The organism is Winogradskya consettensis, from assembly GCF_018332715.1.
Classification (GTDB): domain Bacteria; phylum Actinomycetota; class Actinomycetes; order Mycobacteriales; family Micromonosporaceae; genus Actinoplanes; species Actinoplanes consettensis.
The window spans coordinates 171,841-188,789 of sequence record NZ_BOQP01000003.1; the positions used below are offsets into that span (position 1 = coordinate 171,841).

Annotated in this window: 19 protein-coding genes; 8 read left to right on the forward strand and 11 right to left on the reverse strand. The window is 69.2% G+C overall.

What is annotated here, in order from left to right:
* Positions 1-18 precede the first annotated feature (18 nt).
* Positions 19-588 (forward strand): hypothetical protein, encoded by a 570-nt coding sequence (locus Aco04nite_RS02645; RefSeq protein WP_212995584.1) that lies wholly within the window; start codon positions 19-21, stop codon positions 586-588.
* 118 nt (positions 589-706) lie between these two features.
* Here the strand turns inward: Aco04nite_RS02645 and Aco04nite_RS02650 are convergent, their stop codons facing one another.
* Both Aco04nite_RS02650 and Aco04nite_RS02655 read right to left on the reverse strand, forming a co-directional pair.
* Positions 707-1,066: a hypothetical protein gene (locus Aco04nite_RS02650; RefSeq protein ID WP_212995585.1), complete on the reverse strand. Its 360-nt coding sequence runs from the start codon at positions 1,064-1,066 to the stop codon at positions 707-709.
* Between the two features lie 62 nt (positions 1,067-1,128).
* Positions 1,129-1,860 (reverse strand): AbfB domain-containing protein, encoded by a 732-nt coding sequence (locus Aco04nite_RS02655; protein ID WP_244875699.1) that lies wholly within the window; start codon positions 1,858-1,860, stop codon positions 1,129-1,131.
* Between the two features lie 298 nt (positions 1,861-2,158).
* Between Aco04nite_RS02655 and Aco04nite_RS02660 the strand changes: the two genes are divergently transcribed.
* Complete coding sequence (locus Aco04nite_RS02660; protein ID WP_212995586.1) at positions 2,159-3,130, forward strand: hypothetical protein; 972 nt, start codon at positions 2,159-2,161, stop codon at positions 3,128-3,130.
* A gap of 1 nt (position 3,131) precedes the next feature.
* Here Aco04nite_RS02660 and Aco04nite_RS02665 read toward each other — a convergent pair whose 3' ends face one another.
* Both Aco04nite_RS02665 and Aco04nite_RS48600 read right to left on the reverse strand, forming a co-directional pair.
* Positions 3,132-3,917 carry an AAC(3) family N-acetyltransferase gene (locus Aco04nite_RS02665; RefSeq protein WP_212995587.1) on the reverse strand — a complete coding sequence of 262 codons (786 nt, stop codon included), beginning with the start codon at positions 3,915-3,917 and terminating at the stop codon, positions 3,132-3,134.
* A gap of 32 nt (positions 3,918-3,949) precedes the next feature.
* Positions 3,950-5,590: a WYL domain-containing protein gene (locus tag Aco04nite_RS48600; protein ID WP_244875700.1), complete on the reverse strand. Its 1,641-nt coding sequence runs from the start codon at positions 5,588-5,590 to the stop codon at positions 3,950-3,952.
* 103 nt (positions 5,591-5,693) lie between these two features.
* Between Aco04nite_RS48600 and Aco04nite_RS02680 the strand changes: the two genes are divergently transcribed.
* A complete protein-coding gene (locus Aco04nite_RS02680; RefSeq protein WP_212995766.1) occupies positions 5,694-6,017 on the forward strand; it encodes a VOC family protein in 324 nt (107 codons plus the stop codon).
* 3 nt (positions 6,018-6,020) lie between these two features.
* On the opposite strand, the gene Aco04nite_RS02685 is transcribed toward Aco04nite_RS02680, so the two are convergent.
* From Aco04nite_RS02685 to Aco04nite_RS02700, 4 genes are read right to left on the reverse strand one after another with little or no spacing between them, the layout of a single operon-like run.
* Complete coding sequence (locus Aco04nite_RS02685; protein WP_212995588.1) at positions 6,021-6,380, reverse strand: hypothetical protein; 360 nt, start codon at positions 6,378-6,380, stop codon at positions 6,021-6,023.
* Complete coding sequence (locus Aco04nite_RS02690; RefSeq protein WP_203836542.1) at positions 6,377-7,240, reverse strand: DODA-type extradiol aromatic ring-opening family dioxygenase; 864 nt, start codon at positions 7,238-7,240, stop codon at positions 6,377-6,379. Before Aco04nite_RS02690 ends, Aco04nite_RS02685 begins: the two co-directional genes overlap by 4 nt.
* Positions 7,241-7,250: 10 nt before the next feature.
* Positions 7,251-8,015, reverse strand: a complete 765-nt coding sequence (locus Aco04nite_RS02695; protein ID WP_212995589.1) for a citryl-CoA lyase — start codon at positions 8,013-8,015, stop codon at positions 7,251-7,253.
* A complete protein-coding gene (locus Aco04nite_RS02700; RefSeq protein WP_244875701.1) occupies positions 7,997-9,151 on the reverse strand; it encodes a CaiB/BaiF CoA transferase family protein in 1,155 nt (384 codons plus the stop codon). The genes Aco04nite_RS02695 and Aco04nite_RS02700 overlap by 19 nt, the downstream gene beginning before the upstream one ends.
* Positions 9,152-9,293: 142 nt before the next feature.
* Between Aco04nite_RS02700 and Aco04nite_RS02705 the strand changes: the two genes are divergently transcribed.
* The 4 genes from Aco04nite_RS02705 to Aco04nite_RS02720 are packed head-to-tail and all read left to right on the forward strand — an operon-like array spanning position 9,294 to position 13,288.
* The gene (locus tag Aco04nite_RS02705; RefSeq protein ID WP_212995590.1) at positions 9,294-10,724 is read left to right on the forward strand and encodes an amidohydrolase family protein; all 1,431 of its coding nucleotides are present in this window, start codon (positions 9,294-9,296) and stop codon (positions 10,722-10,724) included.
* Positions 10,725-10,727: 3 nt separating this feature from the next.
* Positions 10,728-11,525 (forward strand): IclR family transcriptional regulator domain-containing protein, encoded by a 798-nt coding sequence (locus Aco04nite_RS02710; protein WP_212995591.1) that lies wholly within the window; start codon positions 10,728-10,730, stop codon positions 11,523-11,525.
* A gap of 50 nt (positions 11,526-11,575) precedes the next feature.
* Positions 11,576-12,181 (forward strand): GNAT family N-acetyltransferase, encoded by a 606-nt coding sequence (locus Aco04nite_RS02715; RefSeq protein ID WP_212995592.1) that lies wholly within the window; start codon positions 11,576-11,578, stop codon positions 12,179-12,181.
* Positions 12,182-12,199: 18 nt separating this feature from the next.
* Positions 12,200-13,288, forward strand: coding sequence for a winged helix DNA-binding domain-containing protein (locus Aco04nite_RS02720; RefSeq protein ID WP_244875702.1), 1,089 nt, complete (start codon positions 12,200-12,202; stop codon positions 13,286-13,288).
* Positions 13,289-13,385: 97 nt separating this feature from the next.
* Here the strand turns inward: Aco04nite_RS02720 and Aco04nite_RS02725 are convergent, their stop codons facing one another.
* Both Aco04nite_RS02725 and Aco04nite_RS02730 read right to left on the reverse strand, forming a co-directional pair.
* Complete coding sequence (locus Aco04nite_RS02725; RefSeq protein WP_203836537.1) at positions 13,386-13,682, reverse strand: DUF3040 domain-containing protein; 297 nt, start codon at positions 13,680-13,682, stop codon at positions 13,386-13,388.
* Positions 13,683-13,780: 98 nt separating this feature from the next.
* Positions 13,781-14,533, reverse strand: coding sequence for a dienelactone hydrolase family protein (locus Aco04nite_RS02730; protein ID WP_212995593.1), 753 nt, complete (start codon positions 14,531-14,533; stop codon positions 13,781-13,783).
* Positions 14,534-14,612: 79 nt separating this feature from the next.
* Here Aco04nite_RS02730 and Aco04nite_RS02735 point away from each other — a divergent pair, with 79 nt between their 5' ends.
* Positions 14,613-15,491 carry a LysR family transcriptional regulator gene (locus Aco04nite_RS02735; protein ID WP_212995594.1) on the forward strand — a complete coding sequence of 293 codons (879 nt, stop codon included), beginning with the start codon at positions 14,613-14,615 and terminating at the stop codon, positions 15,489-15,491.
* 133 nt (positions 15,492-15,624) lie between these two features.
* On the opposite strand, the gene Aco04nite_RS02740 is transcribed toward Aco04nite_RS02735, so the two are convergent.
* Positions 15,625-16,860 carry a bifunctional glycosyltransferase family 2/GtrA family protein gene (locus Aco04nite_RS02740; RefSeq protein WP_203836534.1) on the reverse strand — a complete coding sequence of 412 codons (1,236 nt, stop codon included), beginning with the start codon at positions 16,858-16,860 and terminating at the stop codon, positions 15,625-15,627.
* Positions 16,861-16,949 lie beyond the last annotated feature (89 nt).

A 16,949-nucleotide genomic window follows, 5' to 3' on the forward strand; every position in this document is an offset into this window, starting at 1 on the left:
CCGTACGTTCTAAGTGCCATGGGTGACATTGATCTGGACCGCCCCGCCGAGCTCCGCCCGCCCCCCGCGACCCACCGCCCCCGCACCCTGCTCGCCGCGGCCACCGTCCTCACCCTCGGCGCCCTGCTTGGCGCGGCCGCCACCCATAACTGGGACGACTGGCAACACGAACGAACCCGCAACAGCGAGATCTCCATCCTCGTCCTCGCCGACACGGGCCCCCAAACCTACGAAGCCGGCGTCGGCGCCATCGTCGTCAACAACCGGGTCACCGACGCCGCCCTCACCCGCCGCGTCACCCTCGTCAACGCCGGCCCCCTCCCCGTCGACATCCACAACCTCCGCGTCGACCGCCCCGGCCTCACCATCCGAGGCACCGAAAAACCACGCCGCCTCAACCACGGCCAAACCCTCCAGGCCGACGCCGACATCCGCATCGTCTGCGCAGCCGGCCTCCCCCTGAGAAAACTCACGGTCCACCTGGCCGTCCGCACCGACGACAACCAGGAACACACCACCACCGCCACCCTCGACGCCACCCAATGGAACGACCAGGCCCGCCTGGCCTGCAACGGCAACCTGCTCTGACCGAGGCGGAACTCAGCCGAAGCGAGAGGACGGGTCGGATTCCTGGCGGTACGTCATTCACGCCTCTTTCGCCTATGAGCGTGACGGCAGATCCGTACCGAAAACGGTACGGATTTGTTCAGGCGGCTTTCCAGCCGGCTTCCGTGCAAGCGTCCCGGAGGGCGTCAGCGCGGGTCTTCCACTCGGCGTTGGCGTCGTTGGCCGCTCGGCCCAGTTCCGCGGCGCGGTCGGCGATGAGGTCGTTGTCGGTTTGGCCGGTGGATTCCATGACCTTGTCGGCGAGGGCCAGGCGCGCTGTCTTGGTTTTCGCGTCGGGGTAGCCGTCGGCGAAGTTCGTGCAGGCCGTGCGGGCGGGGTCGTCGAGGACGCCGCCCTGGGGGTCGGTTTTGCCGGCCCTGCCGGCGAACAGGGCGAAGGCCAGGACGACGAGGACGGCCGCGCCGATGATGATCTGGCGCCTGTTCAGCTTGAGCTTCACAATGCGTCAGGGTATCGCAACGCACAGGCGAGGTGCGCGGCATGATCGCCAGTGGCCATTACTCACAGTGCTGGTTGGACGGTAAAGGTGGTGGCGGCTCTTGTGAGATAGAGCAGGTCACCGCGGCGGGCGATCGAGCGGTCCGGGTAGTTCTGGGAACGCAGCGTGAATGTGTCGTTTTGCCGATTGACGGGGCAGAATGTCGCGTCCGCGGCAAAAAGTGCGGTGCCGTCGACCTGGTCGAGGTAGAGCTTGTAGTCGCGGTGCCGCAGGAAGCGGCCGCGGTAGTTGTCGGACTCGAAGGAGAAGCACCGGGGGTCGGCGGCGCCCCGGCGGACGATGTAACGCGAGTCCGCGCGGTCCTGGGCCGGGCTTGCCGTGGTCAGCGTGCTGATCCGGGCCTGGAAGTCCCAGTGCCTGAGCCGTGAGCCGGGGGCGTCGGCGGGGGCGAGGCCGATCGTTGTGCCGGCCACGAGCTTCGGGCCGACGGTTGCGGGCGCTGAGGTGGTGGGGGCAGCAGCGGCGGGGGAGGTCGGGGTTTTGCTGCTCACCTTTTCCGTCGCAGGTGGCGCGGGTTGCGTTCCTCGCCGGGGCGGCTGATAGGTGGGTGCGGGATCCGTCGCCTCGGTGGTGGTGGGTGAGGGGTCGAGTGGGATCGGCGCCATGGTGACGAACTGGGCCTGGGATGGGTCGTTGTCCGGGGCGAGCGCGATGCCGCCCGCGGCGAAGAGGATCAGAAGGCCGGCGCCGATGAGTGCCACGCGTGCCCGGTTCTGCGGCTGCCGCCGGGGCACTCGCGGCAGCATCATTGTCGCCATGTCGTTCGGTGGGGGCATCGGCGGGAAGTGCTGAGTGGGGGGAACCCAATTATCGCGATCCTCCGAGGACACCCTCGCCCCTCCGTTTAGGTAACAAACCGCGCTTATTTAAGTATCGCGGGCGATAGATATATTCGAGGCAAATCCCGGCGTTGGCAAGAGGCAATCGATCCGGAACGCTTCCGGCTCCGTACTCAGGGTTGACGACCCATCCGCCGGGGTCCGGGGCGAGCGCGCACCGGTCAACGGTGGCCCGCCAGCCAGGGAGTCCGCAGTGGACCACGACCCCGACGCCATGTACCGACGCCCGGCGCCCGCGCCGGCCCTCCCCTCGATCTCCGACTATTGGCCCGACGCCCCGCATCGGATGGGCCCGGCAGCGGACCATTATGTCGAAGAAGAGCCGGCCCTGACCCCGGACAATCCCCTTACCCGCCGCCGGGACAACCCACGCCCCCTGAAGCCGATGACCGAATCCGCCCGGATGTCCACAGGTAAGCGGGCCGTCCTGGGGATAACTCTCGCGATTGTCCTTCTCGGCGCCGCCGGCACGGCCGTAGCGGTGATAGCCGATAACCAGCAAACCGAGCCGACTGCGGAAGCGGCCCCATCAAAGGCCCCGCCAACAGCCCTCAAGCCGTTCAGGATCTCGGGACCCCTCGACGGCCGCGACAAGGCCAGCTTCGAGCTCGTCACCGAGACCAACGAGCTCGAGGTACGCACCGCCGACCTGGGCGACACTCTCTACCAGGTCACCACCCCGGAAAACGGCCCGGCGCTGCCCCGGACCACGAACACCGACGGCGCGGTACGGCTCTTCCTCGACCGCAGCGGCCAGCGCGGCCAGGAACAGGTCGAGGTGCTGCTCAACCAGGACGTCCGATGGCAGGTGACGATGACCGGCGGCGTCAAACAGGGCACGTTCGACCTGGCCGGCGCGGTCATCGAGGGGGTCGATCTGGTCGGCGGCGCCACCCGCATCGATCTGACCCTCCCCAAACCCGACGGCACGCTGCCGATCCGCATGGCCGGCGGCGTCAATACCTTTGAGGTACGCGCTGAGCGCGACGTCCCCGTCCGCCTGCGCACCCGCCGCGGCGCGGGTCAGGTCACCTTCGAGGGCAGGACCGACGACGGCGTCGCGAAGGAAGCGGCGTTCCTCAGCCCGGGCTGGCAGAAGAGCTCCGACCGGATCGACGTCGACGCGGTGGCGGGCATCGGCACCATGGAACTGGCCCGTCCGTGAACTACCTGTTGGCACGCATCCAGTCGGTGGCGAAATCGACAAGTCCACGCTGGAACATGAGTACGGCGGGGGCGCTGCCGATCGAACCGGTTGACGGCTCCCCCGTCGCTTCGTAGGCCGCGCCGAGCGTCGTGAAGTCGGACGTGTCGGTGTCCGTACCGGTCCAGGTGATCCAGTGACCGTTGCCGTCGTCACCGCGTACGGATGCACCGAATTTGATCTGTGGGGGTTGATCCTGGCGAGCCTCGGCGAGATGCAGTGAGGTGTTGCGATCGAAGCCGCAGCCCAGCAACAGCACCTTGCCGTCGGCCCGGTAGACCGCGCCGAGCGGGGACGCCTCGCCGAAACCGTCCGCGAGATCGTGACCGTTGGTGATCTCGGCCGCGTGCGGGCCCAGCGCGGCGAAGGAGACGTGCGGGTGCGTGCTGCGCAGCGATCCCGGCCAGGTGCGCACCGTCTCGGGCAGCACACCCATCCACCGGCTCGGCGTACGCGCAGGATCGAAGCCCGGATGATGATCGCGGATCACCGGCTGCCAGGACCCGGGCACCGGCGGATTGCTCCAGCCGCCCGGGTCGCTGTTGTCGGGCGTGTGTGTCGGCACCACCAGTGTCCCGCCCGGACCGAGCACGTCGAGAATCGCCTGCACAATCGACTGTGGCCCACCGGCGACATAACCGACACTCCGCGCCGAGGAATGCAGCAGCAGGACGTCACCGGCCCGCACCCCGAGCTCACGCAGATCCTCGGCCAGGGACTCGGCTGTGTGCGGCAGCGACTGGGTCACCGGGACATTCTGTCCCCGCCCCGCAACCACCGCTACGGAGAAATCGGCGCCACCGCGATCACGTCGAAGACATGCCAGTGTTTGGACCCGCCGAACGCGGGCCCATCCTCGTCCTCCTCGGCCCAGAACCGCACATCGAAGCCGTCGAACAACGCCCGTGCGGCGTCGGCGCTGAGGAACGTCTCGTTCTCGTTGCCGGCCCAGGAATCGTTCTCACCGAACAGATTCACCGCGAGCACCCCACCGGGCCGGAGCGCCCCGAGCATCAGCGCCCACACCCGGTGAAACGATTCGGGTGACTGGTAGGGCAGCGAATAGCCGGCGTAGATGAGGTCTGCCGCATGCAGCGAATCCAGCTCCGCGAAATGCCGGACGTCCACGATCAGCCGGTCATGAGAATCCATCAGGGGAACGCCATCGATCGCTTGGACGGTCCAGCCGGCGTCGAGCAGGGCTCTGGACTCGATGCCGGCTCCGCAACCCAGGTCTATCGCGGTACGCCCACCGCCTGGCCCCGCTATCGCCATGGCATCCCGGAGCAGCGGGCGCACCGGCCGCCCGGTCTGCGTTCCGTTGTACTTCGTCCAGTGGTCGTCGTCATGCGGCACGACATTCAAGCTAGTACTCCAGCAGGGGTGAAAGTGCCGCGGCTCTTCACCTGTGATCGTTCGACGAGCGGAGTCTTCGATGAGGCGGCGTCCGAGTTCGTGAACCACGTCGTGCAGTGCCGGGGGCTGCTCGATGACAAAGGGCCGGTCCAGGGCAGCCAGTGTGGCGGCGACCCATTCGAGGCGTTCGGCACGCAGAAACACCCTCAGCCAGCCGTCGCCTCCTGTGGCATCGGAGGCCGGCGTCACCGACGCCAGCGTGTCCGGTATCCGCGTCTGCACGTAAGCCGGATCTGCGTTGATGAGCACCGACACCTCGTGCCGCCCCGGTGCCGCAGTCAGCGGTCCGACGACCTGCGCGACCGGGTTCATGTCACCCGGCGCGGCGAAAGTGACCGACCGCACCTGCAGACCGGCCATCCGGTCCAGGCGAAACGTCCGCAGCGCGCGGCGGTCGACGTCGAAGCCGGTCAGGTAGAGCAGACCGCGATGCGCCACCACCCCATGCGGCTGCACCTGACGCTGCCCTGAGCGACCCTGATGAGACTGATAATCGAATACCACGAGCCGCCGGTCTCGCGCCGCCTCGGACAGATCGAGCAGCGTCCGCGCATCCCGCTGGCCGCGTGGGTTTACGCCCTCGTCGTCCCGGCCGCCGGCGCTCGGTACACCGGTGAAATCCACCGTCTCCAATACCGCGTCGATGCGCCGCGCGAGCGTGTCAGGTAATACCCTGCGCACCTTGGCCATCGCGTTGTCCACCGCGAGCGATGATGCCGGGCCGGCGTGGGAGCGCCGGTCGAACAGCAGTGCCCAGACGACGGCGAGGGCCTCTTCATCGGTCAGCATCAGCGGCGGCATGCGGTAATGCCGGGCGAGACGGTAGCCGCCGTACCGGCCCCGAACCGCGTCTATCGGAATGTCCAGCTCGCGCAGATGCTCGACATAACGGCGAACGGTACGGTCGTCCACCCCAAGACGCTCGGCGAGCTCAGCGACCGTACGGGTCCCGCCGGCCTGCAGCAACTCGAGCAGGGCCAGCACTCGTGCGGTCGGTCGCGCCATGCCAACTACATTGCCCACAATACCGGGCGGAAACTGACCCCTATCCAATTTACCGTCGTCGCATGACTTCACCGAATACCTGACCGACGATTTCGTCGAGCTCGTGACACCCTCCGCAACCTTTTCGGTCAGCAGCCCCGAGCGCGTGGCGTTCATTACCGCCAACACTCCCCGTGGAGGTGCCAACAACAGTGCCATCGTCGAGTTCCTCGTCGACGACACCGAAGCCGTGTATCACAGGCTCGTCACCGAGTTCGGGAATGACCTCGACGTGGTTCAACCTCCCGCGATGATGCCGTGGGGCAACCTGTCAGCCCTGATCCGCGACCCGGATGGGGCGCTGATCAACCTCTACACGCCGGTGACACCGCAGGGACAGCAGCTTCAGCGAAACCGCACACCCAGGATGCTGCCCTCCGAGGCGTAATCCCTAGGTGGCGATGTCCGGGTACGGCATGGAGAAATGCGCGAGCCGGGCGCCGTAGGCCTTCTGATATTCCAGCGGCCCGTGATCCCGCTCGAACATCGCGATGAACAGCGTCAGCGTGAGGAACGGGTGCGCGCCGAGCTCGAAGAGCGCCACGTGGTCGTGGTCGATCAATGCGGCACGCTCGGAGTCGGTGAAGCGCAGCCACGTCGAGGCCTCGCCGGAATGGCAGTTGAGGACCTCGTTGGCGCGGGACTGCTCCCACCACTCGACCGTTTCGCGGGGTGCGGTCCGGTAGCGTTCGACCAGGTCGGGGTCGCGGTCGACGGTGTAGAGGAATTTGTCGACGAGGTATTTGCTCATGCCGGGGCTCCACTCGGGTACCAGGTGAAGTAGGCCTCCATGGTGTGGAACAGGTCGAGGCTGTCCACATAGTCGGCCTTCGCGCCGGCGCCCGCCACGCCCATCATCAGCATGAAGTCCATGAAGCCGTGGGTGGCGTTGCCCGGCGAGTGCAGGCTGTCCAGGGTGACCTCGGCGAGGCAGCGCTCGAGGTCACCGGTGGCGATCCATTCGACGGCCTTGCGGTCGAATTCGGGGTCCGGGCCGTGCGGGCCGAACTGCCGGGGGCCGCCGAGCTCCAGCGAGAGGTGGCCGGTCCCGATGATCGCGACGCGCAGGTGGCTCGGCCACGACTCGACGATCTCGCGGATCGCCTTGCCGAGCTGCACGAAGCGTTTCGGCTGGGGCAGCGGCGGGGCGAAAATGTTGGTGTAGATCGGCACGATCGGCAGGTCCGCCTCGGGGCGCAGCGTGATGATCGGGCAGGTGACGCTGTGGTCGATCCGCAGCTCGTTGCTGAACGCCAGGTCGAAGCCCTCGTCCAGACCGGCCCGCAGGATGTGCGCGGACAGGTCCTCCTGACCCTTGAGCAGCATCTTCGGCAGGCCGAACTCGCGCTCCTCGTTGTACCAGTTGGCGTCGTAGAACGGCGCCTTGCCGACGAGGAACTGCGGCATGTTGTCGAGCCACAGCTGGTGGAAGTGGTCCGAGCCGACCATGACGAGCACGTCCGGCCGCGCCCGGGTCAGCGTCTCCCGGAACGCGGTGATCTTGGAGACCCACTCGTCGGCGAACGGCGGGCGGTCCTCGCCGGTCGCGGTGCTGGCGCGGTAGTAGAAGGGGTGATGGGTGGAAGCGATCACGGCGACGACGGAAGCCATGGCGCTCCTTTCACGAGTCGTAGACCGCGTTGCGATCGACCGTCATATATACATCCATGCCGATGGGGTTGCGGCGCTCCTCGGCGAGGTGCCCGAGCAGCCCGGCCGCCCGGGCCAGCAGGGCGAATCCACGCAGGATGTCGATCGGCAGCCCGAGGTCGGCCAGGGCCGCGCCGCACACGCCGGCGCCGTTGAGCGGCAGGGTCTTGCCGAGCACCTGCGGGTGCACGCGCCCGATCGCCTCGAACAATCGCAGGTGGGGGCCCTTCAGCCCCTCCTGCTCGGCGATCTGGAACAGCACCGGGGTGCGCGGGTCCAGCTTCTTGTGCACGGGATGCCCGAGCCCCGGGATGCGGCCGGTGGCGCTCTTCACAACCCGCAGCGCGAGTTCGTCGTAGTCGATCTCGCCGGAGACCCCTGCAAGCGCCTCGTGCAGAAACCGTCCACAGTCCTCGGTCACACCGAGGAAGCGGCTGCCCCCACCGAGCAGGCCGGCAGCGAGGGCACCCTGCAGAGAATCCGGAGCACTCAGGTACGTCAACCGCGCCGCGATCGCCGTCGGTGTGAACCCGTGATCGGCGAGCGCGACCAGCACCGCCTCGAAGACCCGGGTCTCGCCGGGAGTCGGCCGGCGCCCCGCGACCAGCCAGTACGCGAGTTCGCCGAAGCCCACCTTGCCCATCAGGTCCGCGGCGAGATCCTGGCCCAGCAGCCGGATCTGCGTCTCGTCGGACGTGCCGAGCGACGTCGGGAATCTCAGTCCGTCATCAGCCACGCGCGGATCTCCTCACCGTGTTCGTTCAGTCCGGGCGGCGCCAGGGTGTAGCCGGCCGGGGTGTCCGAGAACGTGATCGGGTTGCGGACGCCTGGGACGCCACCGGTCGTCACCACCGGGTCGAGCCCCAGCTCCTCGGCGAGCCCGAACCCGCCGTCGATCGTGTTGATGGGTGCACACGGCACACCGGCGGCGAGCAGCTCGCGGAACCACTCGTCCTTCGTACGCTTGCTGAGCCGTTCGACAAGGATCGGGCGCAGCTCGTCGCGGTTGCGGGTGCGCTCCTGGTTGCGGCCGAAGCGCGGGTCCTCGGGCAGCTCGGGCAGCTCCAGTACCTGGCACAGCTTGCGGAACTGGCCGTCGTTGCCCGCGATCACGATCAGCTCGCCGTCGGAGGTGGGCAGCGGCTCGTACGGGAACAGGCTCGGATGCGCGTTCCCCATCCGGAACGGGATCGTGCCACCGGCGACGTACCCGCTGGAGTGGTTGACCAGCCCGGACAGCGCGGACGAGAGCAGGTTGACCTCGACGTGCTGCCCGGTGCCGGTGACACCGCGGTGGTGCAGGGCCGCCAGGATGCCGATGTTCGCGTGCAGCCCCGCCATGACGTCGAAGACCGAGATGCCTGCGCGGTACGGCGACCCGTCGGGGTCACCGGTGAGACTCATCAGTCCGGAGATCGCCTGCACCATGAGGTCGTACCCGGGATAGCCGGCGCCCGCTCCGGTGCCGAAGCCGCTGATCGACGCGTAGACGATCTTCTCGTTGGCAGCGTGCACCGAGTCGTAGTCGAGGCCGAAACGGGCGAGCCCGCCGGGCCGGAAGTTCTCGATCATCACGTCGGCGCGGTGCGCGAGGCGCTGGGCGACCTCGACGTCGGCCGGGTCCTTGAGGTCGAGCGCGATGGAGCGCTTGTTGCGGTTGATGCCGAGGTAGTAGGTCGACACGTCGTCGCGGGTCGGCGGCATCCAGGTGCGGGTGTCGTCGCCGCCGGGGCTCTCGACCTTGACGACCGTGGCGCCGAGATCGGCGAGCAGCATCGTCGCGTAGGGGCCCGCCAGGATCCGCGAGAAGTCCGCGACGAGCAGTCCGTCCAGTGCGCCCATGAGCCGCCTTCCGGGGTCTCTGTCCGCCATGCGGACATCCGTCCGTGCCGACCCAGTCTCGACCGACTGGAGATGTGCTGTCAACGGAAACATTCTCTTGACATTCACGACGCATTGGAAAAACACTGACCGCTGTACGGACGGCTGTCCGCCGCCTCGAAGAGGAGCCGCCATGAGCGAGATAGTGCTGTTCACCAACGCCACCGTTCTGACCATGGATGACCGGCATACCGTTCTCACCGGCTCCGATGTGCTCGTGATCGGTGACAGGATCGCCGAGATCGGGACCGGGCTGACCGCGCCCGACGGCGCCACCGTGATCGACGCGTCCGGCGGCATCCTGATGCCCGGCATGATCGACACGCACCGGCACATGTGGCAGACCGCGATGCGCGGCTACGGCGCCGACTGGACCCTGACCCAGTACTTCGTCTGGTACTACCTCGAATCCGGCAAGCTGTTCCGGCCCGAGGACGTGTACGCCGGCAACCTGCTCGCCGCGATCGAAGCCATCGACGCCGGCGTCACCACCACGGTGGACTGGTCGCACGGACTGCAGACGCCACAGCACGCGGATGCCGCCGTCGACGCGTTGCAGGCGGTGCCGGGGCGGTTCGTTCTCGCGTACGGAAATATTCAGCAGGGTCCCTGGGAATGGTCCGCCGACCCGGCCTTCCGGGACTTCGTCAACCGGCGGATCACCCCGGGCGACGACATGCTCGGGTTCCAGATGGCGTTCGACGTCACGGGCGATCCGGCGTTCCCCGAGCGGGCGGCGTTCGAGGTCGCGCGGGAGCTGGGCGTGCCGGTCACCACCCACGCCGGGGTGTGGGGCGCGACCAACGACGACGGCATCCGGCTGATGTACGAGAACGGCTTCATGACCCCGCAGACCGTGTACGTACACGCGGCGACGCTGAAGCCGGACTCGTACCAGCGGATCGCCGCGACCGGTGGCTCGGTCTCCGTCTCGACCGAGAGTGAGCAGAGCGCCGGCCAGGGCTACCCGTCCACCTGGGCGCTGCGCGATCACGGCATCCCGGTGTCGCTGTCGATGGACACCAGCGTCTGGTGGAGCGGCGACCTGTTCTCCGCCATGCGCACCACCCTCGGCGCCGACCGGTCCCGCGAGCACCTCGAGGCGCACTCGAAGACCGAGACCGTCACCCACGTGCACCTGCGGGCCGAGCACGTCGTCGACTGGGCGACCCGGGGCGGCAGCAGGGCGCTCGGGCTCGACGACCGCCTCGGCAGCCTCGAGCCGGGCAAGAAGGCCGACATCGTGCTGCTGCGCAACGAGAGCTCGCCGGTGATGTTCCCGCTGCTCAACCCGTACGGTCATGTGGCGTTCCAGGCGCAGCGCGGCGACGTGGAAGCGGTCCTCGTCAACGGGCGGATCGTCAAGCGCGACCACAAACTGGTCGGCGTGGACCTGGCCGCGGCGCGGACCGCCGTCGAGTCGACCATCGAGCACCTGCGCTCGACGATGGGCGAGGAGGCCTGGCTCAAGGGCATGAACCCCGATGTGCCGGAGACCAAGGTGACCGACAACCCGTACACGTACACCGACTATGACGCCGGCTCGGCCCAGTGGAAGCATTGAGCCGTGACACGTGCTGCCGGACCTGACTTCATCGAGGCCCTTGCCCGGGGGCTCGACGTGCTGCGCAGCTTCCGGCCGGGTCGCCGGGTGTCGACGCTGAGCGAGATCGCCGCCGACACCGGGCTGGCCCGGCCCACGGTCCGCCGGATCCTGCTGACCCTGACCGAGCTCGGTTACGTGCGCGCCGAGGACCGCGGGTTCGCGCTCACCCCGCGCGTGCTCGAGCTCGGCATGGCATATGTCCACAGCCTCGACATGTGGGAGGTCGCCCGCCCGCACATGGAGCGCCTGGTCGCGCAGACCGGCGAGTCCACGTCGATGGCCCAGCTCGACGGCTCCGACATCGTCTACGTGGCCCGGGTCGCGGTGCCGAAGATCGTGACGCTCTCGGTCACCATCGGCACCCGCTTCCCGGCCGCCGCGACCTCGATGGGCAAGGTCCTGCTCGCCGCGCTCACCCCCGCCGAGCTGGACGCCGTGCTCGCCCAGCCGACCCGCTCGGGCATCGCGGCCCGGGTGATCCCCGGCCGCGCGGAGCTCGACAGCGCCCTGCGCGAGGTGCGGGCCAAGGGCTGGGCGCTCGCCGATCAGGACCTCGCGCTCGGCATCCGCTCGATCGCGACCGGTGTGCGCGGCGGCGACGGAAAAGTCGTCGCGGCCCTCAACGTGACGGTCCACGCAGCCGAAACTTCTGTCGACAAGTTGACAGGCGTGTATCTCCCGCCGCTGCTGCACGCGGCCGCGGACATAAGCAGTGACTGGTCATTGCGCGATACAGCGCCCATGGTCGCCCGCGCCTGACCAGTTTCTTTCACTGGCCGAAACCGGGTGACTACGGGCAGGATCGGCGCATGACGACCCGGTTGCCCTACCCGATCGCCCTGAGCGGGGACGGCGTCATGCTGCGCGAGTGGCGGGACGACGACCTGGACGAGCTGGTGGATCTGCTCGACGAACCCGCCATCGCGCGCTGGACCCCGATGCCGTCGCCGTTCGACATCGAGGCCGGGATCGCGTACCTGAAACGCGCCAAACAGGGACGCACCAGCGGCCGCCGCATCCAGCTCGCCATCACCGTGGACGGCGGCAAGCCGCTCGGCGAGGTCCTGCTCTTCGGCGTCGACGCCGGCCTGCGCGAGGCTGAACTCGGCTATCTCGTGGGCGCGGCCCATCGCCGGCGCGGCCTCGCTGCGACCTCACTCTCACTACTTTCGGTGTACGCCCGGAGCACGCTGAAGCTCAGCCGCCTGGTCCTGCGCATCGACCCGGGTAACACCGCGAGCACCGCCGTCGCCCGGCGCTGCGGGTACAGCCTCACCGGCGAGCCGCCCATCCTGCAGGAAGGCCCGTACGGCCCGAGCAGCCTCGACACGTGGGAACTTGTCGCCGCGAGTGGGAGCACCCGCATGGAGCGGCTGAGAAATGTCGCAGCCCGGAGGTACGGTCGGCGCGGGTGACAACTTCCGGAGGGTGCCATGGACGTCACGCGTACGCAGGTCATGGCCTACCGCGTGGCCGCGCTGGGGCTGGCGCATCGAGGTTCGCAGCGCCCCGCCGACCTGCGGGTGCTCGACCTCGGCGTGCAGGAATACACGCCCGGCTCGACCCAGGTCGCGCTCGCCGCGCGCACCACCGCAGACCTGGAGGACGATCGGCTGATCACCGTCTGGGCAGCCCGGGGCGCCCCGCACCTGCATCGCCGCCGCGACCTGCCCGCGTTGGTCAAGGCGCTCTGGCCGGTCAGCGACGCGGACGCCTCGGCACGGATCAACAGCGCCCAGATCGCGCAGGGCGTCAAGCTGGGCATCAAGGCGTTCGAGGTCACCGCCGCGGCCTGCCGGGAAGTGGTGACCTCCTCGATGCCGCGCGGCGAGGCCAGCACCGAGGTCAGCAAGCGGGTGCCGCGCGAGCTGACCTACGACTGCCGCAGCTGCGCCGCCCGGCACATCGCGGGCAACGTCTGGCAGCACTCGGGCCTGGCCGGGGGAGTGCGGGTGGAGTCCCGTGGCAAGGACGCGATGCTCGGCCCGATCCCGAAGGCCCCGCCGCAGCCGACGGCCAACGCGGGCATCGACGCTCTGATCACGACCTACCTGACCCTGCTCGGCCCGGCAGGCCCGGCCGAGGTCGCGAGATATCTCGGCTCGACGACCACCGAGATCAAGAAGGTGTGGCCGGCCGATGGGCTCGACGAGGTGCGCGTGGAGGGTCGCAAAGCGTGGGCCGCCGCCGGCTCGTTCGCCACGGTGCCGGCCCCGGTCAAGGGCGTCCGTTTCGTGCCGCCGATGGACGCGTTGCTCCAGGCCCGCGATCGTGACCTGCTGGTGCCCGTGCGGGAGCAGCAGAAGGAGGTCTGGCGCGCCCTGGGAAATCCGGGCGTGCTGCTGGTCGACGGGGAGATCGCCGGGGTGTGGCGCGCCAAGATGGCCGGGCGCAAACGGGTCGACCTGACCGTCACGCCGTTCGGTTCACTAACCGCCCCGGCGCGCAAGGCGGTCGAGGCGGAATCGGTCGAGGTCGCCCGGGCCCGCGAGGTGCCCGAGGCAACCGTGGCCTACGCCTGAATCACCAGGTCGGGGCTGGGCCGCCGTTCGGGCTGGGCCGCCGTTCGGGCTGGGCCGCCGTTCGGGCTGGGCCGCCGTTCGGGGCGGCCGCGACGAGTTACCAGTTGGGGGGCAGGGTGTCCGGGAGGACGAGCTTCGGGCCGCGCAGGCGGTAACCGATCGCGACCATGATGACCAGTGCCCAGACGCCGGAGACGATCGCGGCGGCCCACCAGCCGACGACCGCGAGGATCAGGGCCGCGGCCCAGACCACCGTCGCGGCGAGGATCAGCGAGACCGGCACGCGGCGCCGGGAGAGGTGCCCGCCCGCCATTCTGGCGCAGAAGTCGGGGTCATCGCGGCGCAGCTGGCGTTCCAGCTGCGCGAGGCGGCGGTTGTCTTCCTTGTTGAGCATGTGCACCTCCGGCGGGGCCCGGACAGAAGGAGCCGACGACCGGAGCTAACCCGAACGCCCCGGTCGATGCCTCCATTGTTACCCGCAGGTCACGGAATTCATACTGCGCGCAGGGTTGTGTTAACGCGCGATTCATGCAGCATCCTGCAGACCCGCCCCCACGCATCGGCCGCCGCCACTGGCTCGTAGCTGTCCCGCTGTCGGCAGAAGAACCCGTGACCTGCACCGGAATACGCCACGAGCTCATGGTCGACCCCCGCGGCGGTCAGCGCTTCCGCGATCTGTTTTCGCTGCTCCGCGGGGATCAGCGGGTCGTCCGCGCCGAGCAGCATCAGCACCCTTGCGGTGATTGCGGAAGTGCGGTCCAGGGTGGGCTGTGGCCGACTGAGCGGAATGTCCGTAGTGGGCAGCCAGCCGCCATAGAAAACAGCAACGGCGGGCAGATCAAAAGCCGTTGCCGACAGGTACGCGAGATGCCCGCCGACGCTGAGCCCGACCATCCCGGCAACGTGGTGCCCGGCGCCCCGGAGCTGCTTCAGCGTCGCACCCACATCGGCGAGGGCCTGCTCGCGGGTCAGCCGGCCGAGCATGTCGAAGCCCCGGGCCCGCCCCTCGGCATCGGCGGGCAGCTCCCCGGTGGACGGCTCGCGGTGATAGAGGTCCGGGGCGACGGCGTAGTAGCCGAGGTCGGCGAGCTGCTCGCAGACATCCCGCACGTGAGCGCTGACGCCGAACAGCTCCATGCCGACGAGCACGGCGGGCGCGGGACCCGGGTCGGCCGGGCGGGCGACGTACGCCGGCATCGGGGTTGATCCCGGCACTGGAATCTGAATTGTCTCGGTGATCCGCATGCCCTCCACGCTGCTGGGCAATCGGTCATAAGTCCAAGACGCAGTTGTGCTGGGACTTATCGCGCGGCACTCTGAATTGATGGAGCTGCGGCAACTGATGTACTTCGAGGCGGTGGTGCGCCACGGGAGTTTCACCCGCGCGGCGGCACAACTGCACATCGCCCAACCGGCCGTCTCCGCACAGATCCGCCTGCTGGAGACCGAGCTCGGCGTGACCCTGCTGACGCGCACGACCCGGCGCATCGCGCTGACCGCCGCCGGGGAGCTGGTCCTGAGCAGGGCAAAACGGATCCTCGGCGAGCTGGACGGCGTCCGCGACGACGTGGCGCAGGTCGGTGCCGTGCTCCGCGGCCGGATCACCGTAGGGGCGACCGAGGTGCTGGGGACGGTGGACCTGGCGGGCGCGCTCGCGTCGTTCCACAGCCGTCATCCGGGCATCGCCCTGTCGCTGCGGACCGGCCTGGTGGCGGAGCTGCTCGGCGGCCTGGACCGGGGCGAGGTCGACCTCGTGCTGGCGCCGGTCCACGCCGACCTGGCGGATCACTACACCGCACGGATGCTCGCCGCCGAGGACGTCGTCCTGGTGACACCGCTCGGGCACCCGGCAGGCGGCCTGCGTGACGAGCCGTTTGTCTGCCTTCCGCAGGGGAGCGGGCTGAGAGCGATCCTGGACGAGGCCGCCGCCGCCGCGGGTTTCGAGCCGGTCGTACCGTTCGAGGCGTCCGGTCCGGGCGAGATCCGTGCCCTCGTCAGCGCCGGTCTGGGCGTCGCCGTGATGGCGGGATCCACGGCCCGCTCACCCGGACCGCCCGTGCGGATCGTTCCGCTCGACCCGGCCCCCGCCCATCCCGCCATCGGCCTGGTGAGCCGTCGCGACCAGCGACCCAGCCCAGCAGCGTCCGCGTTCCGCCGGCACCTGATCTCCAGGTGCCCCGAGCCGTTGATTCGTCTGCCTTGAGTGGCGATGGCGGCCAGGTCCCGCCCCGGGCAGGAAGTTGCGCTAAAACCCGCATATCCGCAACTTCCTGCGCCGTCGGGGGTCAAGCGCGGGCCTGCAGCGTCCCGGCCTGCGGCGTCCCGGCCTGCGGCGGTCAGGCTGAGGCGTGGGCGCCTCGGGTGGCGCGGAAGACCCAGATGCGCATGAGGAGGAAGCGGACGCCGGTGGCGATGAGGTTGGCGATGACGAGGACGCCGAGTTCCACGTAGGTGGGTGGGCTGGTCATCAGGTGCAGCAGGGCGAGGGAGCCCGAGGTCAGGCCCAGGCCGATGCCGAAGACGACGAGGCCCTGGGCCTGGTGGCGCCAGGCGCCGTCGCTGCCGCGGACGCGGAAGGTGACGCGGCGGTTGACGGCCGTGTTGGCGATCGCGGTGACCAGCAGGGCGATCAGGTTGGCCCACTGGGCGCCCATGCCGTCCCGGAGGATGGCGTAGAGCGCCAGGTAGGCCAGGGTGCTCGCGACGCCGACCGCGGCGAAGCGCAGGATCTGGCCGGTCAGTCCGGCGGGGACACCGGCGACCGGGAGCGGGTTGCGGCCGAGCTGTTCGCGCAGGGCGGCGAGGGGGAGCCGGCCGGTGCCCAGGGCGCGGGTCAGCCGGGCGATGCCGCGCAGGTCGGCCATGGCGGTCGCGACGATGTCGACGCGGCTGTCCGGGTCGTCCACCCAGTCGACCGGGACCTCGTGGATGCGCAGGCCGGCGCGCTCGGCGAGGACCAGCATCTCGGTGTCGAAGAACCAGCCGGTGTCCTCGACCATGGGCAGCAGCCGCTCGGCGACGTCGGCGCGGATGGCCTTGAAGCCGCACTGGGCGTCGGAGAAGCGGGCGCTGAGCGTGCTGCGCAGGATCAGGTTGTAGCTGCGGGAGATGAACTCACGCTTCGCGCCGCGGACCACCCGGGAACCGCGGGCCAGGCGCGAGCCGATCGCGAGGTCCGAGTGGCCCGAGATGAGCGGGGCGACCAGCGGCAGCAGAGCGCCGAGGTCGGTCGAAAGATCCACATCCATGTACGCGAGGACAGCCGCGTCCGAGTGCGTCCACACGTAGTTCAGCGCGCGCCCCCGGCCCTTCTGAGGCAGGTGCACCCAGCTGACCTCGCGCAGGCTGTCGGTGAGCCGGCGTGCCACGTCCGCCGTCGAGTCGGTGCTCGCGTTGTCCGCGATGGTGATCCGGAACCGGTACGGGAACTCGGTCGCCAGGTACGCGTGCAGCCGCCGTACGCAGGGCTCGAGGTCGATTTCCTCGTTGTAGACCGGGACCACCACGTCGAGCACGGGGGCGACGACCCCGACCGGACCCGACTCGTGCACAGGCAGCGTGGAGAGGCTCATGCCCCTAAGTTCGCCGCCGGGCCTTTGCCCGCAATGTGTCGCGCCTGTGGCGGGCCTGTGAGTGCTCACGGCGTACACATGGAAGGAAG